17 protein-coding genes and 2 pseudogenes are annotated in these 23,144 nt (G+C 72.0%); 9 read left to right on the top strand and 10 right to left on the bottom strand.

Going from position 1 to position 23,144, the window contains the following annotated elements; translation table 11 throughout:
• Positions 1-13 precede the first annotated feature (13 nt).
• The 3 genes from VE614_RS06870 to VE614_RS06880 all read right to left on the bottom strand — a co-directional run bounded on the left by VE614_RS06870 (position 14) and on the right by VE614_RS06880 (position 3,940).
• Positions 14-1,033: an ABC transporter permease gene (locus tag VE614_RS06870; protein ID WP_324933656.1), complete on the bottom strand. Its 1,020-nt coding sequence runs from the start codon at positions 1,031-1,033 to the stop codon at positions 14-16.
• Positions 1,030-2,550 carry a sugar ABC transporter ATP-binding protein gene (locus tag VE614_RS06875; RefSeq protein ID WP_324933659.1) on the bottom strand — a complete coding sequence of 507 codons (1,521 nt, stop codon included), beginning with the start codon at positions 2,548-2,550 and terminating at the stop codon, positions 1,030-1,032. The genes VE614_RS06870 and VE614_RS06875 overlap by 4 nt, the downstream gene beginning before the upstream one ends.
• A gap of 208 nt (positions 2,551-2,758) precedes the next feature.
• Positions 2,759-3,940 (bottom strand): ROK family transcriptional regulator, encoded by a 1,182-nt coding sequence (locus VE614_RS06880; RefSeq protein ID WP_324933928.1) that lies wholly within the window; start codon positions 3,938-3,940, stop codon positions 2,759-2,761.
• Positions 3,941-4,219: 279 nt separating this feature from the next.
• Between VE614_RS06880 and VE614_RS06885 the strand changes: the two genes are divergently transcribed.
• Positions 4,220-5,047, top strand: coding sequence for an NAD(P)H-binding protein (locus VE614_RS06885; RefSeq protein ID WP_324933661.1), 828 nt, complete (start codon positions 4,220-4,222; stop codon positions 5,045-5,047).
• Positions 5,048-5,285: 238 nt separating this feature from the next.
• Here VE614_RS06885 and VE614_RS06890 read toward each other — a convergent pair whose 3' ends face one another.
• A complete protein-coding gene (locus tag VE614_RS06890) occupies positions 5,286-6,233 on the bottom strand; it encodes a beta-ketoacyl-ACP synthase III (protein ID WP_324933662.1) in 948 nt (315 codons plus the stop codon).
• 139 nt (positions 6,234-6,372) lie between these two features.
• Positions 6,373-6,444: pseudogene (locus VE614_RS33690) on the bottom strand (MFS transporter small subunit); the annotation flags it as partial.
• 6 nt (positions 6,445-6,450) lie between these two features.
• Between VE614_RS33690 and VE614_RS06895 the strand changes: the two are divergent.
• Together VE614_RS06895 and fdhD are read left to right on the top strand one after the other, a co-directional pair.
• A pseudogene (locus VE614_RS06895) lies at positions 6,451-6,611 on the top strand (Fe-S-binding domain-containing protein); the annotation flags it as partial.
• 16 nt (positions 6,612-6,627) lie between these two features.
• Positions 6,628-7,476 (top strand): formate dehydrogenase accessory sulfurtransferase FdhD, encoded by an 849-nt coding sequence (gene fdhD, locus VE614_RS06900; protein ID WP_324933665.1) that lies wholly within the window; start codon positions 6,628-6,630, stop codon positions 7,474-7,476.
• A gap of 108 nt (positions 7,477-7,584) precedes the next feature.
• Here fdhD and VE614_RS06905 read toward each other — a convergent pair whose 3' ends face one another.
• Complete coding sequence (locus VE614_RS06905; protein WP_324933667.1) at positions 7,585-8,022, bottom strand: MarR family winged helix-turn-helix transcriptional regulator; 438 nt, start codon at positions 8,020-8,022, stop codon at positions 7,585-7,587.
• Positions 8,023-8,125: 103 nt separating this feature from the next.
• Between VE614_RS06905 and VE614_RS06910 the strand changes: the two genes are divergently transcribed.
• On the top strand, positions 8,126-9,043 hold the full coding sequence (locus VE614_RS06910; RefSeq protein ID WP_324933669.1) for a quinone oxidoreductase family protein: 918 nt from the start codon (positions 8,126-8,128) through the stop codon (positions 9,041-9,043).
• A 411-nt stretch (positions 9,044-9,454) separates the two neighbouring features.
• Positions 9,455-10,762 (top strand): DUF4185 domain-containing protein, encoded by a 1,308-nt coding sequence (locus VE614_RS06920; protein ID WP_414719537.1) that lies wholly within the window; start codon positions 9,455-9,457, stop codon positions 10,760-10,762.
• Here VE614_RS06920 and VE614_RS06925 read toward each other — a convergent pair.
• Entirely contained in the window at positions 10,698-11,765 is a 1,068-nt protein-coding gene (locus VE614_RS06925; RefSeq protein ID WP_324933673.1) for a bile acid:sodium symporter family protein, read from the bottom strand. The genes VE614_RS06920 and VE614_RS06925 overlap by 65 nt on opposite strands.
• A 164-nt stretch (positions 11,766-11,929) precedes the next feature.
• On the opposite strand from VE614_RS06925, the gene VE614_RS06930 reads away from it, so the two are divergent.
• The 3 genes from VE614_RS06930 (at position 11,930) to VE614_RS06940 (ending at position 15,907) form a co-directional block, all read left to right on the top strand.
• Positions 11,930-12,793 (top strand): LysR substrate-binding domain-containing protein, encoded by an 864-nt coding sequence (locus VE614_RS06930; protein WP_324933675.1) that lies wholly within the window; start codon positions 11,930-11,932, stop codon positions 12,791-12,793.
• A gap of 344 nt (positions 12,794-13,137) precedes the next feature.
• Positions 13,138-14,964: an AMP-dependent synthetase/ligase gene (locus VE614_RS06935; protein ID WP_324933676.1), complete on the top strand. Its 1,827-nt coding sequence runs from the start codon at positions 13,138-13,140 to the stop codon at positions 14,962-14,964.
• A gap of 106 nt (positions 14,965-15,070) precedes the next feature.
• On the top strand, positions 15,071-15,907 hold the full coding sequence (locus VE614_RS06940) for an aldo/keto reductase (protein WP_324933678.1): 837 nt from the start codon (positions 15,071-15,073) through the stop codon (positions 15,905-15,907).
• A 63-nt stretch (positions 15,908-15,970) separates the two neighbouring features.
• On the opposite strand, the gene VE614_RS06945 is transcribed toward VE614_RS06940, so the two are convergent.
• From VE614_RS06945 to VE614_RS06955, 3 genes are all read right to left on the bottom strand, one after another.
• On the bottom strand, positions 15,971-16,672 hold the full coding sequence (locus tag VE614_RS06945) for an SDR family oxidoreductase (RefSeq protein WP_324933680.1): 702 nt from the start codon (positions 16,670-16,672) through the stop codon (positions 15,971-15,973).
• Positions 16,673-16,786: 114 nt separating this feature from the next.
• Positions 16,787-17,686 carry a class I SAM-dependent methyltransferase gene (locus tag VE614_RS06950; protein ID WP_324933682.1) on the bottom strand — a complete coding sequence of 300 codons (900 nt, stop codon included), beginning with the start codon at positions 17,684-17,686 and terminating at the stop codon, positions 16,787-16,789.
• A gap of 184 nt (positions 17,687-17,870) precedes the next feature.
• Positions 17,871-19,595, bottom strand: a complete 1,725-nt coding sequence (locus VE614_RS06955; RefSeq protein WP_324933684.1) for a glycoside hydrolase family 6 protein — start codon at positions 19,593-19,595, stop codon at positions 17,871-17,873.
• 444 nt (positions 19,596-20,039) lie between these two features.
• Between VE614_RS06955 and VE614_RS06960 the strand changes: the two genes are divergently transcribed.
• Positions 20,040-22,955: a glycoside hydrolase family 48 protein gene (locus VE614_RS06960; RefSeq protein WP_324933686.1), complete on the top strand. Its 2,916-nt coding sequence runs from the start codon at positions 20,040-20,042 to the stop codon at positions 22,953-22,955.
• The last annotated feature ends 189 nt before the right edge of the window (positions 22,956-23,144 follow it).

Raw genomic sequence — 23,144 nt, forward strand, 5'->3', positions numbered from 1 at the left:
GTGAACCCTTTCCTCAGGTCGTGCTTGCGGTACGGCGCTGGACCAGCACGGCGGCGACGATGATCGCGCCCTTGGCGATCTGCTGGACGTCGCTCTGCAGGTTGTTCAGGGCGAAGATGTTGGTGATCGTGGTGAAGATCAGGACGCCGAGCACGGAGCCGGTGATGGTGCCGCGTCCGCCGCTGAGCAGGGTTCCGCCGATGATCGCGGCGGCGATGGCGTCGAGTTCGTAGAGGTTGCCGTTGGTGTTCTGGCCGGAGCCGGAGAGGATGATCAGCAGGAAGGCGGCGATGCCGCAGCACAGGCCGGACAGCAGGTAGAGGTAGAGGCGCTGGCGGCGGACGTCGATGCCGGCGAGCCGGGCGGCCTCCGCGTTGCCGCCGACGGCTACCGTGCGGCGGCCGAAGGTGGTGCGGTTCAGCACCAGCCAGCCGATGATGGTGACGGCGGCGAAGACGAGGACGAGCGGCGGGATCCCGAGGACATACGCGTCGCGTTCGCCGAGATCCAGGACCCCGTCGACCGTGACGATCTGCGTCCTGCCGTCGGTGATCTGCAACGCGAGACCGCGCGCGGAGGCCAGCATGGCGAGCGTGGCGATGAACGGGACCATGCCGCCGTAGGCGATCAGCAGTCCGTTGACCAGGCCGCAGCCGACGCCGACGAGGACGGCGGTGAACAGGATCCCGCCGAACCCGTACTCCTGGGTGGCGACCGTGGTCGCCCACACCGATGCCAGGGCGACGATCGCGCCGACCGACAGATCGATGCCGCCGGAGGTGATCACGAAGGTCATGCCGACGGTGACCACCCCGATCACCGAGGCCTGGGTGAGCACGAGCTGGAGGTTACGGGTGTCCAGGAACTCGTCCGGCTTGGTGATGCCGCCGATGACGACCAGGGCGGCCAGCACGCCCAGCAGGGACAGGGTGCGCACATCGGCGCGGAACACCAGGGTGTGCCAGGCGGGGCGGGGGGCGGCCGGCGGCGCCTTGTCGGTGGCGCCGCGCGGCGGGGAGACGGGCTGCGTCATGACGCCGGGCTTCCTTCCATCACGAGGTCGAGTACGCGGTGTTCGTCGAGTTCGGCGGCGGGCGCGGTGTGGACGACCCGGCCCTCGCGCAGCACCAGGACACGGTCGGCGAGGCCCAGCACCTCGGGGACCTCACTGGAGACGAGGAGGACGGCGAGACCTTCGTCCGCCAGTCGGCGGACGACCGCGTACAGTTCGGCGCGGGCGCCGACGTCGACGCCGCGGGTGGGTTCGTCGAGCAGCAGCACCTTGCAGCCGCGCAGCAGCCAGCGCGCCAGGACGGCCTTCTGCTGGTTGCCGCCGGAGAGGGTGCGGACCGGTACGGCGGGGTTGTCGGGCCGGAGCGACAACTCGCGGGTCGCCGCCCGGGCCGCGCCCAGTTCGGCGCCGCGGTCGATCCAGCCGGCCCGGGAGAAGCGGGACAGGGACGAGACGGAGACGTTGCGGGTGACGGACTCCAGCATCAGCAGCGCCTGCGCCTTGCGCTCCTCCGGGGCGAGGCCGAGGCCGGCGCGCACGGCCGCCCGTACACTTCCGGCCTTCAACGGCCGACCGTCCACGGATACCTGACCGGACGACGGCTTCCGCGCACCGTATACGGTCTCCAGTATTTCGGATCTCCCCGACCCGACCAGCCCCGCCAGCCCCACGATCTCCCCCGCGTGCACCGTCAGGTCCAGCGGCGCGAACTCCCCCTCCCGCGCGAGTCCCCGCACCTCCAGCACGGGCCGCACCGGCGCCGCGGGCGCGGCCGGCCGCTCGGGGAAGACGTACTCCACGTTCCGCCCGGTCATCAGCGCCACCACGTCCCGTGTGGGAGTCGACTTCGCGGGCAACCCGCCCGCCACCGCCCGCCCGTCCTTCAGCACGGTCACCCGGTCGCCGATCCGGCGGATCTCCTCCAGCCGGTGCGAGATGTAGACGACCGCCACGCCGTCGGCGGTCAGATCGCCGACGATCCGGAACAGGTTGTCGACCTCGTCCGGGTCCAGCGCGGCCGACGGCTCGTCCATCACGATCAGCCGTACGTCGTGGGAGAGCGCCCGCGCCATGGACACGATCTGCTGCTGCGCCGCGGACAACTCCCCCACCAGGCGGGCCGGTTCGATCTCCGGGTGCCCGAGCCGCTTCAGGAGCTGGGCCGTCGAGGCGCGCGCCGCCCCGCGCCGTACGACGAATCCGGCGGCCGTGGGCTCGTGGCCGAGGTGGACGTTCTCCGCGACGGACAGGTGCTCCACCAGGTCGAGTTCCTGGTAGATGGTGGCGATGCCGAGGCGCATGGCGGCGATCGGGGAGCGCAGGGTGACCGGCTCGCCGCGCCAGCGGATGGTGCCGCCGTCGGGCTGGTGGGCGCCCGCCAGGACCTTGATGAGGGTGGACTTGCCGGCGCCGTTCTGGCCGAGCAGGCAGTGCACTTCACCGGCCAGGACGTCGAGGTCGACGCCGTCCAGGGCGCGGACTCCGGGGAACGACTTGGTGATCCCGGACATGCTGAGCAGCGGTGGTTCTGGTGCCATGTGGGTTCCCCTCGGCGGTCGTGCGGGCCGGTGACAGGGCGGTTCCGCCGGCGCGGCAGGCGTTTTCCGGCAGGGCGGAGCAGGGTGCGACGGTGCTGGGGTGCGGTGTTGGTCACGCAGGTGCGTGGGGGCGTACCGAGTCGCGTACAGAGCTACGTAGGAGTGGTGCCGTGCGGGTGTGCCGTACTGACGTGCCGTGCGGTGGCGCTCAAGCGGGTGAGAACAGGTGGTCGCTGATGAGGCGGGCCGCGCCGATGACACCGGCGGTGGGGCCCAGCTCACCCAGCACGATGGGCAGGTTGCCGGTCGCGAGCGGCAGCGACTGGCGGTAGACCTGGGTGCGGATCGCGGCGAGCAGGGTGTGGCCGAGGCCGGTCACCCCGCCGCCGATCACCACCAGGCCGGGGTTGAAGAAGCTGACCAGGCCGGCGATGACCTGGCCGGTGCGGGTGCCGCCCTCGCGGATCAGGTCGAGGCTGACGGCGTCGCCCGCGGCGGCAGCGGCGGCGACGTCGGCGGCGGTGAGCGCGCCGTTCGCCTCCAGACGGGCGGCGAGTTCGGCGGACCGCCCCTGCTGGGCCGCCTCCAGCGCGTCCCGGGCGAGGGCGGCGCCGCTGAAGTGGGCCTCCAAACAGCCCCGGTTGCCGCAGGCGCACGGGCGGCCGTCGGGCACGGCCTGGATGTGGCCGATGTCGCCGGCGCTGCCCGTCGTACCGCGGTGCACTCCCCCGCCGACGACGATCCCGCAGCCGATACCGGTGCCGATCTTGACGCAGAGGAAGTCGCCGACGGAGCGGGCGACGCCCGCGTGCTGCTCGCCCATGGCCATCAGGTTCACGTCGTTGTCGACCATGACCGGGCAGCCGAGTTCCTGGCTGAGCGCCTCCCGGACGGGGAAGCCGTCCCAGCCCGGCATGATCGGGGGCGCCACGGGGATGCCCTCGGGGAAACGCACCGGGCCGGGGACGCCGATGCCCGCGCCGTCGAATCCCTCGGCGAGCCCCGAGGCCTTCAGCTTGGCGGCCATGGTGAGGACTTGCTCGAAGACCGCGACGGGCCCCTCGCGTACCTCCATGGGCTGGGTGATGTGTCCCAGGATCTCCAGTTCGGCGTTGGTGACGGCGACGTCGATGGAGGTGGCGCCGATGTCGACGCCGAGGAACCGCAGTTCGGGGGCGAGCCGGATGTTGTGGGAGCGCCGGCCGCCGCGCGAGGCGGCGAGTCCGTCGGCCACCACCAGACCCGTCTCCAGCAGCCGGTCCACCTCCACGGCCAGTTTGGACCGCGAGAGGTCGACCTGGTCGCCCAGCTGGGCCCGGGAGTTGGGCCCGCCGTCGCGCAACAGCTTCAGCAGTCTGGCCTGGTGGGCGTTGGCGGGTCGCGCGGTCATGCGTCTCACGTGCCCCTCCCCGCCTCGTTCCGGCCATCGCTGTCGGGCTTTCGAGGGGAACGTAGCAGTGGCTGCCGAAGGTGGGAAGAAGTCGCGCAGGAATTGCTCCTCACTTTTTCCACTCACAGGACAAAGCGCGGAGCGGCACCCTCCGTGGCTCCGACTGCGAGACATACGCGTGCGATCCGGCGACCCGCTGGTGTCGTCAGGAGGAGCCCCCGAGGATGGGGGCACGATCCCGGGCCGACTCACGGCCCGGGCACCGGGAGAGGACACATCGTGATCTTGGTGACGGGTGCCACGGGGAACGTCGGCTCCGAGCTGGTCCGGGCGCTGGCGGAGGCCGGCGAGCCGGTGCGGGCGCTGAGCCGCTCCGGGGGGAGGGACGGTTTACCGGCCGGAGTCCAGGCCGCGGCGGGCGATCTGAACCGGCCGGAGACGGTGCGCGGCGCCCTCGACGGCGTACGCGCCATGTTCCTGATGCCCGGATACGAAGGACAGCGGGCGATCCTCGCGGACGCACGGGCCGCGGGCGTCGAGCGGGTGGTGCTGCTGTCCGCCCGTTCGGCCGGGACCGGAGACACGGGCAACGCCGTCTCCGCCTATCTGATCGACGCCGAGGAGGCGGTGCGCGCCTCGGGTCTGGCCTGGACGTTCCTGCGGCCGACGAGCTTCATGTCGAACGCGCTGCGGCTGGCGGACCAGATCCGCGCGGGCGACACCGTCCGGGTGCCGTTCCCGGACGCGTACACCACCGACATCGATCCCCACGACATCGCCCGGTGCGCCCAGTGCGCCCTGCTCTCCGACGCGTACACGGGCCATGCCCTCGAACTCACCGGCCCGGAGGCGCTGCTGCCGGCCGACCGGGTGCGCATCCTCGGGAAGGCGCTGGGCCGGGACCTGCTCCCGGTCCCACTCGGCCACGCGGAGGCGCGCGCCGAACTGGAGGCGCAGATGCCGAAGCCGTACGTGGACGCGTTCTTCAGCTTCTTCGTCGACGGCACCCTGGACGAGTCCGTGGTGCTGCCGACGGTGCGGGAGGTCACCGGGCGGGCGCCGCGCACCTTCGAGCAGTGGGCGCGGGCGCACGCGGGCGAGTTCTGAGCGGGGCGCGCGGCTGAGCCGAGGCCGGGGCTGCCGGCGGGCGGGCTCGTGGTACGACATGCGGGGGGCTCCGGGTCTCCCGCATCAGCCGGGTGGCCTCCTCCTCGTCGCGCTCCACGATCGCGGCGACCAGGTCTCGCCCGCAGCCTGCGGTGCACAATCGCCGGCGGATCGGGGAGTCGGCCCTGTCACGCCCCCGGTCGCTCCGTCCCCGGAGTGCGGTGGCACGCGGGCGGCGTCACGGGCACCGGACGACCTGACCGGCGTACGACAGGTTGCCGCCGAAGCCGAACAGCAGCACCGGATCCCCGCTCGCCACCGCGCCCTGTTCCACCAGCTTGGAGAACGCGAGCGGGATACTGGCGGCCGACGTGTTGCCCGACTCGGTGACATCGCGTGCGACCACGGCGTTGACGGCGCCCAGCCGTTCGGCGAGTGGTTCGATGATGCGCAGGTTGGCCTGGTGCAGGACCACCGCGGCCAGGTCCTCGGGGGCGAGCCCGGCGCGCTCGCAGGCCGCGCGGGCGAGCGGGGGCAGCTGGGTCGTGGCCCAGCGGTAGACACTCTGTCCCTCCTGCGCGAAGCGCGCGGGCGAGCCCTCGATCCGCACGGCGTGCCCCATCTCGGGCACCGATCCCCACAGCACGGGCCCGATGCCGGGCTCCGCACCGGGTGCGCAGGCCTCCACGACGGCGGCCCCCGCCCCGTCGCCGACGAGCACGCAGGTGGTGCGGTCGGTCCAGTCGGTGACGTCGGACATCTTGTCCGCGCCGATGACCAGGGCCCGGGTCGCCGCCCCGGCGCGCACGGTGTGGTCGGCGGTCGCCAAGGCGTGGGTGAAGCCGGCGCACACCACGTTGACGTCCATCGCGGCGGGCCGGGGAACGCCCAGCCGGGCGGCGACCCGGGCGGCCGTGTTCGGGGAGCGGTCGACGGCCGTCGAGGTGGCGACGAGCACCAGGTCGATGTCGGCGGGGGCGAGGCCGGCCGCCGCGAGTGCCTTGGCGGCGGCGTGCGCGGCCAGCTCGTCCACGGGCTCGTCGGGTCCGGCGATGTGCCGGGTCCGGATGCCGACCCGGGTCCGGATCCACTCGTCGCTGGTGTCGACCAGGCTCGCCAGATCCTCGTTGGTGAGGACCCTGGCGGGCTGGTAGTGGCCGATGGCGGCGATGCGCGAGCCGTTCATGGATGGTGTTCCCCCTCGTGCCTCGGGTTGCGGGGTTCACCAGTCTGATCAGTGACTCGCGGGTAGCACGGCAGGTGATGCCACAGGAAACAGACGCCCGGATTGTCGGCTTCTGTTAGACCGTCGGACGCCCGAGCGGTCACCCGGTGAACAGCTGCGTGACCTTTTGTACGAGTTCGTACAGCCCGTGGGCGAGCGGCGCTCCCACCCACGCCGCACCACCGCCCGCGCGTACTGCGGAGCGGGCCGCACCCTCACCTGCCCGTGCAGGACAATGAGATCGTGAAGGTCACCTCGCCGCACGACAACCCGGTGACCCACGGCAACCCGCGCATCACGGGGCGCTTCGGCCACCAGCACGTACGGAACCGGGACTGACGGGACTGATCGGGACATGGGACGAGTCACGGAACGACGCAAGGTGATCCGCATCCGCGACGGGGCGGTCTCGTCCCGCCCGGACACGCTCGTCGCCGAGGAGCCCCTGGAGATCCGGCTGAACGGCAAGCCGCTGGCGATCACCATGCGGACGCCGGGTGACGACTTCGCGCTGGCCGCCGGATTCCTGGTGAGCGAGGGCGTACTGGCGACCGCACTCGATGTGCGGAACATCGTCTACTGCGCGGGGGCGACCGTCGACGGCACGAACACCTACAACGTCGTCGACGTGAAGACGGCCCCCGGCGTGGCGATCCCCGACATCACGCTGGAGCGCAACGTCTACACGACCTCGTCCTGCGGCCTGTGCGGCAAGGCCAGCCTCGACGCGGTCCGCACCACCGCCCACTGGCCGATCGCCGACGAACCACCGCTCCGCATCGACCCCGATCTGCTGACGCGCCTCCCCGACCGGCTGCGCGCGGCCCAGCGCGTCTTCGACCGCACCGGCGGCCTGCACGCCGCGGCCCTGTTCGACGAGGACGGCGAGCTGCTGGACGTACGGGAGGACGTGGGCCGGCACAACGCGGTCGACAAGCTGGTCGGCCGCGCCCTGCGGAACGACGGCCTGCCGCTGTCCCGGTCGATCCTGCTGGTCTCGGGCCGGGCCTCCTTCGAGCTGGCGCAGAAGGCCGTGATGGCGGGCATCCCGGTGCTGGCCGCGGTCTCCGCGCCGTCCTCCCTCGCCGTCGACCTGGCCGCGGAGACCGGACTGACGCTGGTGGGCTTCCTGCGGGGCAGCTCCATGAACGTGTACGCGGGCGAACACCGGCTCGCCCTGCGGGCCGCGGCCGCCCGGGGCTGACCGGCTCGCCGCGACGCGCCGGCGGGCCCGACCGGCGGGGAGCGCCCGCGCCCCCCGCGCCGCAGCGGCCTCCGCCTCGGTCCGCCCCGCCCCGACTCGGCTTCCGGCTCACCCGCCCGTCCCGGAGATCCGCCTCAGCATCTCCAGGAACCGCTCGCGTTCCGCGGTCGACAGTGGCTCCAGGAGCGCGTCGTTGGCCGCACGGGCCGCCTTCTCGCAGCGCACCAGCAGCCGCGCGCCCTCGTCCGTGAGGCGCACGGCGTTCTTGCGCCGGTCGCGGGGGTCCGGCTCGCGGAGGACGAGACCGGCGGACTGGAGGTCGTTGAGGATGCCAACGACGTCCTTGGGGTCGAGCCCGACACCGCGGCCGAGGTCGGCCTGGGCGACGGGGGCGAGGTCGCGGACGGCGGAGAGCACCACGTGGTGCCACATCCGCAGGCCCTCGTCGGCCAGCGCCTCGGCGACCAGCGCCCGGCCACGGGCGGCGGCCCGGCCGAGCAGCCAGCTCGGCAGCGAGCGGATCGCGGGGAGCGGAGCCTCTTCCATGGCCGCAGCCTAGCGGCAGTCATGGGGGATCCCACCGAAAATCGTGGGCACTTCCCATGACCTTCCCTTACCGTTGGGACTCCCAACGACTTCTGGAGGTGCGATGCGTCGCGTCCGCTATGACTCCGCCGGCGGCCCCCTGTTCCTGGAGGAGGCCCCCGTCCCGGAACCGGCCCCCGGGGAACTCCTGGTGCGCTGCGCGGCGATCGGCGTCACCCTGCCCGTGGTGCGCAAGGTCACCGAGGCCGCGGAGCCCGTGCCGCTGGGCGGCGAGATCGCCGGGGAGGTGGTGGCCGTCGGCGAGGGCGTCACCCGCTTCCGTGCCGGCGAGCGGGTGACCGGGCTGTGCTTCGGCCACGGCTACGCCGACTACGCGCCGCTCCAGGAGGTGATGGCCTCCCCGGTCCCCCCGACGGCCTCCGCCGTCGACGCCGTCGCACTGGTGCGCAGCGGGCTCGTCGCGTACGGCGCGCTGACGGCGGCACGCCCGGCGGCGGGAGAGTCCGCGCTGGTGACGGCCGCGGCGAGCGGGGTGGGCCAGCTGGCCGTGCGGCTCGCGCGGCTGCTCGGCGCCGCCCGGGTGGTGGGCGCCGTCTCCGACCCGGGCAAGGCGGACTTCGTCCGCTCCCTCGGCGCCGACGAGGTGGTGGTGTACGGCGACGGCGACTGGGGTGAGCCCGTCGACTACGTCCTCGACGGGGTCGGCGGCGACCTGCTCGGCCCGGCCGTCACCGCGCTGGCCCCGGGCGGCCGGCTGGTGGCGTACGGCTCGGGAGGCGGCACCGTCCGGGCGTACGACCTGCTGGTGGGCGCCAAGTCGGTGACCGGGTTCCAGATGGCCCGGATCGCCCGGGAGGAGCCGGAGACGTACGAGCGGTGGCGCCGGGAGCTGTGGCGGCTCTTCGACGAGGGCACGCTGCGGCCCGCCGTGCACGGGGAGTTCGCGCTGGCGGAGGCGGGGCGGGCGCACGAGGAGATCGAGGCGCGGCGCAACCTCGGGAAGGTCGTCCTGCGCACCTGACGGGACGTCAGGACCGTCGGGTGCCCGACTCGGTGACCGTGCGCGGCTCGCGGGACCCGACCACCCCCGACCTCGGCCCGTACGCCGGGCGGGCGGCCGTCCTCGGCGGCGCCGCGCCCGTCACGGACGGCGCCTCGGGCAGCGCCCTGTCCTTCGACGGCTCCGACGACGCGGTGCGCCTGCCCCCTCGCCCCCGACTCGCCCTGGGCGCCGGAGACTTCACCGCCTCGTCGTGGTTCCGGTACAGCGCGGGGACCGGCGGGCAGCCACTGCTCTCCCTGGGCGGCGTCGGCGACACGCAGCCGCAGATCCGGCTCTGGGCCGAGCCCGCGCACGACCGGCTGCGCGGGCTGATCACCTGCTGTGGCTGCCCATGGACCGGGTCGGCCGCAACCGCTAACGTCCCGGAGCGTGCCCGAGGACGTACGCGAGGGACCCGACGTACGACAGCAGACACCGACGAGGCGAGTGGCGGGAGTGGCGCGAGGGACGCGAGCGGCACGGTGGATACCGGTCGCGCTGCTGCTGGCGCTGGCGCTGACTGCCGTGCTGCTGAGCGGTGCGGGCGACGGTCCGCTGGACGCAGACGCCCGCCGACAGCCCGCCGGCGCGTGCCCACCGCACACCGTCGCCTCCTGGTCCCCCGCCGGCCCCCTCACCGCCGAGTTCACCCGCTACGGCAACGACCCCGCCCGCACCGACGACTGGACCGGCGGTGACGGCACCCACTCCCTGCGCCTCCCCGACGGCCGGCTCCTCTGGCTGTTCTCCGACACCTACCTCGGCCCGGTCCACGCCCCGCCCAATCCGGCCGGCGAGTCGCACCCCTGGCGCGACACCTCCGCCCCGCTGGTCCGCAACTCCGCGGTGCTGATGACCGAGGGCGGCCGGCTGACCGCCACCCTGCCCGCCCCGCTCTTCCCCGATCCGGCGCCCCAGCAGTGGCGCTGGCCGGTCGCCGCCCGGGTCGAGCCGCGCTCGCCCGGCGCCGACGAGCAGGTGGTGCGGGTCGTGCTGTGGACCCGTGCGGCGGGCGGACCGCCATGGATCTACGGGGTGCCGCTGGCCACCGAGGTCGCCACGCTCACCCTGCCGGACCTGCGGGTCGAGAGCATCGTCCAGGTCCTCGACCAGCGACAGGTCGCCGATCCCTCGCGGCGGGTGCTGTTCGGGACGACGCTGGTCGAGGAGGACGGCTGGAGCTACGTCTTCGGTGGGAACGACGGGCAGGCGGCCTCCCGCCCGGTCTCCTCGGCCTTCGTCGCCCGGGTGCCGGAGGGATCCCTCGCCGACCCGGCGGCCTGGGAGTACTGGACGGGCTCCGGGTGGGCGGCCGGCGCGCGGCCCGGCGCGGTGCTCGGGGACGAGCGGCGCACCGGGGTGGGCAGCGCGTTCTCGGTGGTGCGGCGGGGCGGCACCTATGTGCTGTTCACCATGGCGGCGGGCACGGCGGGGCTGACCACGGTGGCGTCGTACTGGGCGTGCTCCCCCACCGGGCCGTGGCACGGTCCGGGCCGTGCCCTCACCGCGCCGCTGCCGCCGGGCGAGGTCGCCGCGTACAACCCGCAGGCGCACCCGGAACTGAGCGGGGACGGGCGGCTGGTCCTCAGTTACGACGTCAACTGGCTGCGGACGACGGACGCCTCCGCGCAGCTCAGCGGGAACGCGGGCCTGTATCGGCCCCGGTTCGTGACTCTTCGGCTGCGCCCGGGCCACTGAGCTGCCCGGATCCGTCCCCGGGGCCGTGCCCGTCCACCGGGTCGTGCGAGCGGCGTCCGGCGATCACCGCGCACACCATCAGCTGCATCTGGTGGAAGAGCATCAGCGGCAGCACCGCCAGCGACGCCTGGGCGCCGAAGAGGACGCTCGCCATGGGCAGGCCGGAGGCGAGGGACTTCTTCGACCCCGCGAACTGGATGGTGATCCGGTCCGCGCGGCCGAAACCGAGCGCCTTGGCGCCGTACCAGGTCAGCGCGAGCATCACGGCGAGCAGCACGGCCTCCACGGCGAGCAGCACGGCGAGCCGGGCGGGGCTGACCTGGTGCCAGATGCCCTGGACCATGCCCTCGCTGAACGCGGTGTAGACGACGAGGAGGATCGAGCCGCGGTCGACGTGGCCGAGGACCTTCTTGTGCCGGGTGACGAACCCGCCGATCCAGCGCCGCAGCACCTGTCCCGCGAGGAACGGCACGAGCAGCTGGAGCACGATCTTCAGCAGCGAGTCGGCGGAGAAGCCGCCGGCGCCGCCGCCGAGCAGGGAGGCGGCGAGCAGCGGGGTGATGACGATGCCCGACAGGGAGGAGAAGGAGCCTGCGCAGATCGCGGCGGGCACGTTGCCACGGGCGAGGGAGGTGAAGGCGATGGAGGACTGGATCGTCGACGGGACGAGGGTGAGGAAGAGCAGTCCCTGCCACAGGGAGTGGGTGAGCAGTACCGGCACCAGGCCGCGGGCGGCCAGGCCGAGCAGCGGGAAGACGACGAAGGTGCAGGCCAGGATGGTGAGGTGGAGCCGCCAGTGCTTCAGTCCGTCGAGCGCCTCGCGGGTGGAGAGCCGGGCGCCGTAGAGGAAGAAGAGGAAGGCGATGGCGGCGGTGGAGGCGCCGGAGACGACGTCGGCGGCCGTGCCGCGGGCCGGGAGGAGCGCGGCGAGGCCCACCGTCCCGAGCAGCAGCAGGAGGTACGGGTCGATCGGCAGCCGGCTGGGCCGTCGCAGGCGTTTCACGGTGCTCCACACGGTTCACGGACAGATGCACGACAGGCGCACGACAGATGCGCCCGGGGACCAGGGGTCCCCCTTCATCCTGCTCCCCCGCCCGCCGATCGGGAATCCGGCATACCACTCTGACTGTCATCACGGATCCCGATGACCGTGGCTATGGTCGACGCATGTACGACCCGTCCCACCTGCGCACGTTCCTGGCGGTGGCGCAGACGCTGAGTTTCACGCAGGCCGCGCGGCGGCTCGGCCTGCGCCAGTCGACGGTCAGCCAGCATGTGCGGCGCCTGGAGGACGCGGCCGGGCGGACGCTGTTCTCCCGGGACACGCACTCGGTGGAGCTGACCGAGGACGGCGAGGCGATGCTCGGCTTCGCCCGGCGGATCCTGGAGGTGCACGAGCAGGCGACGGCGTTCTTCACCGGGACCCGGCTGCGCGGCCGGCTGCGGTTCGGGGCCTCGGAGGACTTCGTGCTGACCCGTCTGCCGGAGATCCTGGAGGGCTTCCGGCACGACCATCCCGAGGTCGATCTGGAGCTGACGGTGGAGCTGTCGGGGACCCTGCACGAGCGGCTGGCGGCCGGGAAGCTGGACCTGGTGCTGGCCAAGCGGCGGCCGGAGGACCCGCGCGGGGAGCTGGTCTGGCACGACCGGCTGGTGTGGATCGGCGCCGACCGGCTCCGCCTGGACCCGGAGCGACCGGTGCCGCTGATCGTGTATCCGCCGCCGGGCATCACCCGCGCGCTGGCGCTGGAGGCGCTGGAGCGGCAGGGGCGGGCCTGGCGGATCGTGTGCACCAGCGGCAGCCTCAACGGCCTGATCGCGGCGGCCCGGGCCGGGCTCGGGGTGATGGCCCACTCGCGGGGCCTGATCCCGCCGGGCCTGGTGCGGGTCCCCGACCGGTTCGGCCTGCCGGAACTCGGCCGGGTCGACTTCGTCCTGGTGCACGGTCACCGCCGTACCCCGGCGCAGGAGGCGGCGGACGCCCTGGCGGCGGCGATCCTGGCGGGCGGTGACCGGCTGCACCGCCGCTGAGCCGCCGCCCGGCCGGTCCGCCGCACCCGCCGAGCCGCAACCGGAACCGCAGTGACGAAATCCGTCCCCCTCACGCTGACAGGAGTGACGGTGCGCGCACCGGCGGCCCGGTCCGCGGGTCGTACAGATTCCGTGGAGATTACGGCACCGAAACTTACTCCACCGTCAGGAATCTGTCCGACCCTTCCCCATGTGCGCCCTTTTTCCCCTGCTGACCAGCGCATACGTGAGCACCGCTCGCCTTTCGCGCCCCTCCCGTCCCGACTCTGCGTGGGGTAGCTTTCACGGCCTGTGCGGGACGCCAGGCGTCACCGGGAGCCGTCACGGAGAGCGGGGGAGCGGGTTTGCGCGAGTTCACCAACCCTCCGTCGGTGCTGGCGCCCCCCGTGGGCGGCCTCGCCGACGCCGTCTACCGCAACGCCGAGGACGACCCCGGACACATCGCGCTCGGCCGCAAGGACGAGACCGGGCAGTGGCGGGACGTGACCGCCGCCGAGTTCCGTGACGAGGTGCTCGCGCTGGCCAAGGGACTGCTCGCGCGGGGCGTGCGGTTCGGCGACCGGGTCGCGATCATGTCGCGCACCCGCTACGAGTGGACCCTGTTCGACTTCGCCCTGTGGTCGATCGGCGCCCAGGTGGTGCCGGTCTACCCGACCTCCTCCGCCGACCAGTGCTTCTGGATGCTCCACGACGCGGAGGTCACGGCCGCGGTCGTGGAGCACGAGGACCACGCGATGACGATCGCCACCGTCATCGACCGGCTGCCCCGGCTGAAACAGCTGTGGCAGATCGACGCGGGCGCGGTGGGCGAGCTGTACGACGCGGGGGCGCACCTCGACGACGAGGTGGTGCACCGGCACCGCAACGCGGTCACCCCCGAGACGGTCGCGACGGTGATCTACACCTCGGGCACCACGGGCCGCCCCAAGGGCTGTGTGCTCTCGCACGGCAACTTCATGTTCGAGGCGGACACGGTCACCGAGCGCTGGGAACCGGTGTTCCACTCCCGCAAGGGCGACGAGGCGGCCACCCTGCTCTTCCTGCCGCTCGCGCACGTGTTCGGCCGAATGGTGCAGGTGGCGGCCATCCGCGGCCGGGTCCGCTTCGGCCACCAGCCGCAGCTCAACGCCGCGGCCCTGCTGCCCGACCTGGCCGCCTTCCGGCCGACCTTCTTCCTGGCGGTGCCGTACATCTTCGAGAAGGTCCTCAGCGCCGCCCGCCGCAAGGCGGAGCGCGAGGGGCGCTCGGGGGCGTTCGAGAAGGCGGTCGACGTCGCCGTGCGGTACGCGGAGGCGATGGAGGAGAAGGCCTGGGGCATCGGGCCGGGGCCATCGGCGGCGCTGCGGATGCAGCACCAGTTCTTCGACACGTTCGTCTACGCCAAGGTGCGCGAGGCGATGGGCGGCCGGGTGCGGCACGCCATGTCGGGCGGCTCGGCGATGGACCGCCGGCTCGGCCTGTTCTTCGCGGGCGCGGGCGTGCACGTCTACGAGGGCTACGGCCTGACCGAGTCCACGGCCGCCGCCACCGCCAACCCGCCCGAGCGCACCCGCTACGGCACGGTCGGACAGCCCATCCCCGGCGTCACCGTGCACATCGCCGACGACGGCGAGATCTGGCTGCGCGGCGGAAACGTCTTCCAGGGCTATCTCAACAACGCCAAGGCCACCGACGAGACCCTGCACGACGGCTGGCTGGCCACCGGCGACCTCGGCGCCCTCGACGAGGACGGCTATCTCACCATCACCGGGCGCAAGAAGGAGATCCTGGTCACGTCCGGCGGCAAAAGTGTTTCACCCGGCCCGTTGGAGGAACGTGTCCGGGACCATCCGCTGGTCGCGCAGTGCATCGTCGTCGGCAACGACCGCCCGTACGTCGCCGCGCTGATCACCCTCGACCAGGAGGCAGTGGAGCACTGGCTGAAGATGCGCAACAAACCCCTGATGACCGCGGCCCATCTGGTGCGCGATCCGGATCTGGAGATGGAGATCCGGCGGGCGGTGGTCACCGCGAACACCCTGGTGTCGCAGGCCGAGTCGATCCGCACCTTCCGCATCCTCGCCCAGCCGTTCACCGAGGAGCACGGCCTGCTCACCCCGTCGCTGAAGCTGAAGCGCAGGGCCATCGAGAAGGCGTACGCGAACGAGGTGGAGGCGCTGTACCGGGCCTGAGCCGCCCTGGAGCGCGCACACGGATTCTCCGGTCAGGAATGCATCGCGGCCCGTGATCGTTGACGATATGAGTACCACCTGACGACAACCGAAGGATCAAGAGCTCGTGAGCAGCAAGGTCCCCCCGATCATCCTCAACAACGGCGTCGAGATGCCCCAGCTGGGCTTCGGCGTCTGGCAGGTGCCGGACGACGAGGCGGCGCAGGCGGTCTCCACCGCGCTGGAGGCCGGGTACCGCAGCATCGACACAGCGGCGATCTACGGCAACGAAGAGGGCACCGGCAAGGCCATCGCCGCCTCCGGCATCCCCCGCGAGGAACTCTTCGTCACCACCAAGCTCTGGAACAGCGACCAGGGGTACGACTCCACGCTGCGCGCCTTCGACCTCTCGCTGTCCAAGCTCGGCCTGGACTACGTGGACCTGTACCTCATCCACTGGCCGCTGCCCTCCCGGGACACGTATGTCGACACCTACCGGGCGTTCGAGAAGCTCCACGCCGACGGCCGGATCAAGGCCATCGGCGTCTCCAACTTCCTGCCGGAGCACCTGGAGCGGCTGATCGGGGAGACCTCGGTCGTCCCGGCGGTCAACCAGATCGAGCTGCACCCCCACCTCCAGCAGCACACCGCGCGGGAGTACCACGCGGAGCGGGGCATCGCCACCGAGGCCTGGTCGCCGCTCGGCCAGGGCAAGGGCCTGCTGGAAGTGCCGGCGATCGTCGCGATCGCGCGGAAGCACGGCCGCACCCCGGCCCAGGTCGTGCTGCGCTGGCACATCCAGCTGGGCAACGTGGTCATCCCCAAGTCGGTGACCCCGTCCCGGATCCAGGAGAACATCGACGTCTTCGACTTCAGCCTGGACACCGAGGACCTGGCGGCGATCAGCGCGCTGAACGAGGACCGGCGGATCGGCCCGGACCCCGCCGAATTCGACATGGTCTGACCCGCCGCGGCACAGTCACGGCGAGCGCGCCCCGGGATCGTTCGGATCCCGGGGCGCGCTCGTTCAGTTGGGTTGTCCGATCGGCCGGACGACGACGGTGTTGACGTCGACCCCGGCGGGCTGCCGGATGGCCCAGACGACGGAGTCGGCGAGCTGGTCGGCGGTCAGCAGATGCCCGGGCGGCAGGCTGCCGTAGGAGTCCCAGAAGGGTGTCTCGACCCGGCCGGGGGCGATCAGGGTGACGCCGATGCCCCACTCGGTGACCTGGCGGCGGGTGTTCTCAGCGAGCCCCGTCAGCGCCCACTTGGTGGCCCCGTAGACGTTGCCGGGCGTGTGCACGAAGCCGGCGACGCTGCCGACCAGGACAACCCGGCCGCGGGTCTCCTTCAGCGCGTCGACAGAGGCGCGGATGAGGAGTGCGGGGCCGAGGACGTTGGTCAGCACCATCTCCCGCCAGCCTGCCGGGTCGCCGTCGGCGACCGAGTCGTGGGTGGCGATGCCCGCGTTGGCGACGACGGTGTCCAGTCGGCCGTATGCCGTCAGCACGGTGTCGACCGCCGACTGTATGTCGTCGTACGACGACGCGTCGCCGGCCAGCGTCAGCAGCCCCCGCGGGTCCCCCAGTTCCTCCGCGAAGCCGCGCAGCCGTGCCTCGCCCCGGCCGGTGACGGCGACCCGCCAGCCCGCGTCGAGCAGTTGCCGCGCGACGGCGGCGCCGATGCCGCTGCCCCCGCCCGTGATGAGCGCTACCGGTGAGCCGGTCATGACGTACCCCCTGTGATTCCGTGCTCCGGTGATTCCGGGAACGACGGGGAGTCCACCACTTGGCGCGCGCTCGAAGTCAAGGGCCGGTCGCGCGGTCCCGGCGCGGAGGAGGCCTCACAGGGACTTGGTCGCCGTGTACACCGTGTGGGCCGCCAGGACGAACAGGTCCGGCCGCCGGTGCACGCTCGCCGTGTCGTCGGGGTCGAGCAGCCGGTCGAGGGTGGCGCGGTCGTCGGCGTCGAGGTGGTCTGCGAGGGAGTCACGGAGGCGGGACAGGGTGGCGGCGACGTAGGCGCGGGCCCGGTCGGGGGCCGGGGCGGGCAGGTCCAGCAGGAAGCTGCGGGTGTGCGAGTGGCCGAGGCCCGCGGCGGCGAGCAGGGCCGGCCAGTCCTCCGTCTCCGCGACACTGCCGGGCAGGCCCGCCCGCATCCCGGCGAACCACTCCTCGTACAGCGCGTCCAGCCGGGCCTGGAGTCCGGGGCGGCCGAAGCCGAGGTCGCGGGGAAGGAACCGGGCGGGCAGTCCGCCTTCCAGGACGGCGAGGGTGCCACCGGGGGCGAGCCGGTCGGCGAAGGCGGCGAGAGCGGCCCGCTGGTCGCCGAGGTGGTGCAGGCTGCGGCCGGCCCACAGCAGGTCGGCCGGGTAGTCGAGGTCGCCGAGGACACCGGGAAGTTCGCCGGCGAGCGTGCCGAACCGGTCGGCGACGCCGAGGCGTTCGGCGCGGGCGCGGGCCCGCTCCAGCAGGGGCGCGGCGCCGTCCACGGCGACCACCCGGGCGCCGGGGAAGGTCTCGGCGAGCAGACAGGAGACGACGCCCGGCCCGCTGCCCGCGTCCACCACCAGCCCCGGGTCGGTCTGCTGCTGGGCCAGCCAGGCCAGGGCGCGCTCGTGGAGCGGGGCGAACAGCTCGGCCTGTGATTCCAGCAGTGGGGCGATCGCGGCCCAGTCGAGGTCGCTGTGGCCGTGGTGGGGGTGGTGCTCGTGATCGTGCTTGTGTCCGTGATCGTGCGCCATGGGCTCAGCCTCTCCTCCGGGTGCCGCCAGGGTGTGACGGCACGCCGCGGAGGAGCAAGTCGCCTTGCCGGGACGGCAAAAAACCCGGCGGTCCGCCGGGGCGCGGCCCTGAGGGCCGGCCCCGGCGGATCACCGGTGGGAGCCTCGGTCACGCGGTCGCCGGACCCCGCGTGACCGTCCGCCGTCAGGACAGCGGCGGGTAGGCGTTCTGCATCAGCTGCTGGAACTGCGCGGAGAACCAGTGCCCGGAGAGCGGCGCGTTGGGCAGGGCGCCGGACATGCTGTTGTTGTTCCGCGGGTTGCCGGTGTACGTCGGGTCGCACATCCGGTCGAAGCCCTTGCCCTCGTCGTTCGGGATCTCCTTGCTGGCTCCGTCGGACTCCCCCGGCGGCTTCATCCAGACGTAGGCGTCGATGCCCGGCTCGGGGTTGGCCCGCGGCCGCTCACCGAGTCCCGCCCCGGCCTGGTTACACCAGTTGCCGAGGTGGATGCGGCGGTCGTAACGGCCGCCGTCGACGTAGGTGTCGACGTTGGTCAGGGCGCCCGGTCCGGTGGGCCGTGCCGTGCCGCCCCAGCCGTTGCGGGAGGTGTCGATCAGCATGCCGATCTTCGAGTCGAAACCGATCGAGACGAGCTTGTCGCGCATCGCCTGGGCGTAGGACAGCTCGTCGGTGTAGCGGTTCCAGTCGACCCACTTGGACTGGCGCACGGAGGTCCCGTTCACCGTGTCCGTGATCTTGAAGTGGTCCTCCTTCAAGGCGCTGTAGTTGGCGGTGTTGACGATGAAGCCGTGCACGTCGGCGACGGTCGCGCCCTCGGTGGTGGCGGCGATCTTGAACATGTCGGCGGAGGCGCCGAAGTTGTCGTCCCAGCCGAGCCAGCCGTGGTGGCCGGCGTCGATGTAGTTGTAGACGTTGGGGATGTCGCCGAGCTTGTTCAGGGCGTAGCCGACGCCCTTCTGGTAGTTGCCGTTGGCCTTCATCACGTCGCAGTTGGGCGTGGCGGTGGGCCGGGGTGTGACGTTGGTGACCAGGTTGGGCAGCGAGTCGATCTCGATCGTGGTGACGATCCGCAGGTCCTTGTACTTCGGGTCGGCGAGGATCGCGGCGATCGGGTCGATGTACTGCGTCTTGTACTTGTCGATCTCCGTCGGGCCGAGTTCGCCGTTGGAGGCGAGGGCGGAGCAGTCACGGCCGGGCAGGTTGTAGATGACCAGCTGGATGTACAGCTCGCCGGTGCCCTTCTGCCGCAGCGCCTCGTCGAGATGGGCGCGCAGGCCCATGCCGCCGTTCACGCCGTTGATGGCGGCGGTCCGGTCCAGCCACACGCCGGTGGGCTGGTTGGCGATCCGGCTGCCGCCCGGCTCGGCGGCGGCCTTCGCGGACCACTCCGGGTTCACGTACCCCTTGGCGCCCGCGTACGGGTTGTCGGCCTTGCCGGACGGGTTCGGCGGCGGGTCGGTGGGGCCGCCGGGGCCGCCGCCGCCGTCGACGTTGCAGGTGACGCCGTCGAGGGTGAAGGTCGCCGGGATCGCGTTGGTGCCGCTGTAGCTGCCCTGGAAGCCGAAGTTGACCGAGCCGCCGGTGGCCAGACCGCCGTTGTAACTCTCGTTGGCGGCGGTGACGGCGGCCCCGCTCTGGGTGACCTTGGCGTTCCAGGCGCTGGTGACCTTCTGGTTGCCGGCGTACGACCACTTCACCGACCAGGCGGACTTGGCGGCACCGTTGTTGGTGATGGTGACGGAGGCGGTGAAGCCGGTGCTCCACTGGTTCTGCACCTTGTAGTCGACGGTGCAGGGGATGGCGGCGGCGCCGGCGTCGCCGGGGATCGCCGCCATGGCGGTCCCGGTCGCACCGCCCACGAGCGTCAGTGCGGCGAGCAGTGCTGTTCTCGTTCGGGTACGGCTCATCAGTGCGGGTTCCTGTTCTCTGGCTTCTCTGGCGGGTGCGCGTCCCCGCAGCGGGGCGCGGGTGAGTGCGCGTCAGGCCGGACGGCGTCGACGCGAGCGAGAGGAAGGCGGGCGCAAAGGGAGCCTCATGGGGCGGGCTGGGCTGCGCCGTCGAGTAAAAGACCTGAACGCGGAGGGTGTCGCATGAGCGACTCCTTGCAGCTCGGCCACGTCCGGACGGACGCGGCGACTGGCGGAATCGCTCCCACTGGTGAAGGCGAAGGTAGCGCCAAGTGACGGTGAAGAACAGAGGAGTTGCTTCACTTTCCACTGGCACGTTCGTCGAATCTTTTCGACTCTTCACACATCTTGACCGGAACTAGACCCGTCCTCACTATGGGAGCGCTCCCACTGGTTCAAGCCTTGACTTTTCCCCCCTCAGTCGCCGCAAGGAGGAACCAGATCATGCCTCCCAGAAGCAGACGCCGCGCCGCGCGGCGGTTATGGACAGCCGCGCTGGCGGCCCTCGCGGTACCCCTGTCGATGCTGGCCGCCAACCCGAGCCCCGCGCACGCCGCGGCGCTCCAGTGCAGCGTCGACTACAAGACCAATGACTGGGGTTCCGGCTTCACCGCGGAACTGACACTCACCAACCGCGGTACGGACGTGATCGACGGCTGGACGCTGACGTACTCCTACGGTGGCAACCAGAAGCTGACCAACGGCTGGAACGGCACCTGGTCGCAGTCCGGTCAGGCGGTCACGGTGAAGAACGCCTCGTACAACGGCCGGGTCGCGGCCGGCGCGGCCGTCTCCACCGGCGCCCAGTTCACCTACAGCGGCGCCAATGCCGCCCCCACCTCCTTCGCGGTGAACGGCACCACCTGTGCGGGTGCCCACCAGCCGCCGGTCACCGTGCTGACCAGCCCCGCCCCGGGCGCGGTCTACACGCAGGGCGACGCGGTGCCGCTCGCGGCCACCGCCGCCGCGGCGGACAACGCGACCATCGCGAAGGTCGAGTTCTACGACGACACCGCCCTGCTGGGCACGGACACCACCGCGCCGTACACGCTCTCCGCCTCCGGCTTGACCGTGGGCAGTCATTCGCTGGTGGCGAAGGCGTACGACAGCCTGGGTGCCTCGGCGTCCTCGACGCCGGTCGGCATCACGGTCGCCTCGGGCCCCGCCGTGGTGGCCTCGCCCACTCAACTGCCCGTTCAGCAGGGCAAGACAGGCACCTACCAGCTGCGGCTGTCGACCCAGCCGTCCGGCAACGTCACCGTCACCACCGCCCGGGCCTCCGGCAACACCGGCCTGACGGTGACCGGTGGCGCCTCGCTCACCTTCACCCCCTCGAACTGGAACACCCCGCAGAGGGTGACGGTCACCGCCGCCTCCACCGGGACCGGCGCGGCCGTCTTCGAGTCGACGGCGCCCGGCCACGGCAAGGCGTCGGTGACCGTCACCCAGATCGGGGCGACCAAGGAGTACGACGCCCGCTTCCTGGAGCTGTACGGGAAGATCACCAACCCGGCGAACGGCTACTTCTCCCCCGAGGGGATCCCCTACCACTCGGTGGAGACGCTGATCGTCGAGGCGCCGGACCACGGCCACGAGACCACCTCGGAGGCGTACAGCTATCTGCTGTGGCTCCAGGCCATGTACGGCAAGGTGACGGGCGACTGGACCAAGTTCAACGGGGCCTGGGAGATCATGGAGAAGTACATGATCCCCACCAAGGCCGACCAGCCGACCAACTCCTTCTACAACGCCTCGAAGCCGGCGACGTATGCGCCGGAGCTGGACACCCCCAACGAGTACCCGGCGAAGCTGGAGAGCGGGGTCTCGGTCGGACCGGACCCGATCGCCGGTGAGCTGAGGTCCGCGTACGGCACGGACGAGGTCTACGGCATGCACTGGCTGCAGGACGTCGACAACGTCTACGGCTACGGCAACTCCCCCGGCAAGTGCGAAGCCGGTCCCGCGGACACCGGCCCGTCGTACATCAACACCTTCCAGCGCGGCGCCCAGGAGTCGGTCTGGGAGACGGTCCCGCAGCCGACCTGCGACGCCTTCAAGTACGGCGGCAAGAACGGCTATCTGGACCTGTTCACCGGTGACTCCTCCTACGCCAGGCAGTGGAAGTTCACCAACGCCCCCGACGCCGACGCGCGCGCGGTGCAGGCCGCCTACTGGGCGGACATCTGGGCCGAGCAGCAGGGCAAGGGCTCGCAGGTCGCGGCCACCGTCGCCAAGGCGGCGAAGATGGGCGACTACCTGCGGTACGCGATGTACGACAAGTACTTCAAGAAGGTGGGCAACTGCGTCGGTCCGACCACCTGCCCGGCGGGCACCGGCAAGGACTCCTCGCACTACCTGCTCTCCTGGTACTACGCCTGGGGCGGCGCCGTCGACACCTCGGCGGGCTGGGCCTGGCGCATCGGTTCGTCCCACGCGCACGGCGGCTACCAGAACCCGCTCGCCGCGCACGCCCTGGCCAACTACCCGGACCTGAAGCCCAAGTCGGCGACGGGCCAGGCGGACTGGGCGAAGTCGCTCGACCGGCAGCTGGAGTTCTACCGCTGGCTGCAGTCGGCCGACGGCGCCATCGCGGGCGGCGCCACCAACAGCTGGGCGGGCCGCTACGCGACCCCGCCGGCCGGCACGCCGACCTTCTACGGCATGTACTACGACGAGAAGCCCGTCTACCACGACCCGCCGTCCAACCAGTGGTTCGGCTTCCAGGCCTGGTCGATGGAGCGGGTCGCCGAGTACTACCAGCAGACGGGTGACGCGGACGCCAAGGTCGTCCTCGACAAGTGGGTCGACTGGGCGCTGTCCAAGACCACCGTCAACCCGGACGGCTCCTTCCGGATCCCGTCCACCCTCCAGTGGTCGGGCAAGCCCGACACCTGGAACCCGGCCGGCCCCGGCGCCAACGCCGGCCTGCGCGTCACCGTCGTCGACTACACCAACGACGTCGGCGTCGCCGCCTCGTACGCCAAGACCCTGACGTACTACGCCGACCGCTCCGGTGACACCGAGGCGGCACGGGTGGCGAAGGCCCTGCTCGACGGCATGTGGGAGAACAACCAGGACGCGCTCGGCATCGCCGTCCCGGAGACCCGCACCGACTACAGCCGCTTCGACGACCCGGTCTACATCCCGAGCGGCTGGACCGGCACCATGCCGAACGGCGACCCGATCAACTCCAGCTCGACCTTCGACTCGATCCGCTCGTTCTACGAGGACGACCCGGCCTGGTCGAAGATCGAGAGCTACCTCGCGGGCGGTGCCGCGCCCACGTTCACGTATCACCGGTTCTGGGCCCAGGTGGACATCGCCACCGCCATGGGTTCGTACGCGGAGCTTCTCGAATAAGTCCCCGCCGGGCGCTCCGCGAGTCGGGCGGTGGTGCTCACCGCGCTCCTCCGGAACCGCCTGAAGGCTCCGCGTGCGTGGCCCCGCCACCTGACGGCGAGGCCATCCGGCCGGGCGGTCCCCACCCGCACTGGGGGCCGCCCGGCCGTCGTACGTCCCCACCTCGGCACCCGCAACCCCTCCCCGGTT

Origin of the sequence: Streptomyces sp., assembly GCF_035645055.1 — a bacterium.
Taxonomy (GTDB): Bacteria; Actinomycetota; Actinomycetes; order Streptomycetales; family Streptomycetaceae; genus Streptomyces.

Bases quoted from the DNA above. Each gene is read 5' to 3' on its own strand.
- VE614_RS06870 (WP_324933656.1), bottom strand. From the start codon at position 1,033: ATGACGCAGCCCGTCTCCCCGCCGCGCGGCGCCACCGACAAGGCGCCG.
- VE614_RS06875 (WP_324933659.1), bottom strand. From the start codon at position 2,550: ATGGCACCAGAACCACCGCTGCTCAGCATGTCCGGGATCACCAAGTCG.
- VE614_RS06880 (WP_324933928.1), bottom strand. From the start codon at position 3,940: ATGACCGCGCGACCCGCCAACGCCCACCAGGCCAGACTGCTGAAGCTG.
- VE614_RS06890 (WP_324933662.1), bottom strand. From the start codon at position 6,233: ATGAACGGCTCGCGCATCGCCGCCATCGGCCACTACCAGCCCGCCAGG.
- fdhD (WP_324933665.1), top strand. From the start codon at position 6,628: ATGGGACGAGTCACGGAACGACGCAAGGTGATCCGCATCCGCGACGGG.
- VE614_RS06905 (WP_324933667.1), bottom strand. From the start codon at position 8,022: ATGGAAGAGGCTCCGCTCCCCGCGATCCGCTCGCTGCCGAGCTGGCTG.
- VE614_RS06910 (WP_324933669.1), top strand. From the start codon at position 8,126: ATGCGTCGCGTCCGCTATGACTCCGCCGGCGGCCCCCTGTTCCTGGAG.
- VE614_RS06930 (WP_324933675.1), top strand. From the start codon at position 11,930: ATGTACGACCCGTCCCACCTGCGCACGTTCCTGGCGGTGGCGCAGACG.
- VE614_RS06945 (WP_324933680.1), bottom strand. From the start codon at position 16,672: ATGACCGGCTCACCGGTAGCGCTCATCACGGGCGGGGGCAGCGGCATC.
- VE614_RS06950 (WP_324933682.1), bottom strand. From the start codon at position 17,686: ATGGCGCACGATCACGGACACAAGCACGATCACGAGCACCACCCCCAC.
- VE614_RS06955 (WP_324933684.1), bottom strand. From the start codon at position 19,595: ATGAGCCGTACCCGAACGAGAACAGCACTGCTCGCCGCACTGACGCTC.
- VE614_RS06960 (WP_324933686.1), top strand. From the start codon at position 20,040: ATGCCTCCCAGAAGCAGACGCCGCGCCGCGCGGCGGTTATGGACAGCC.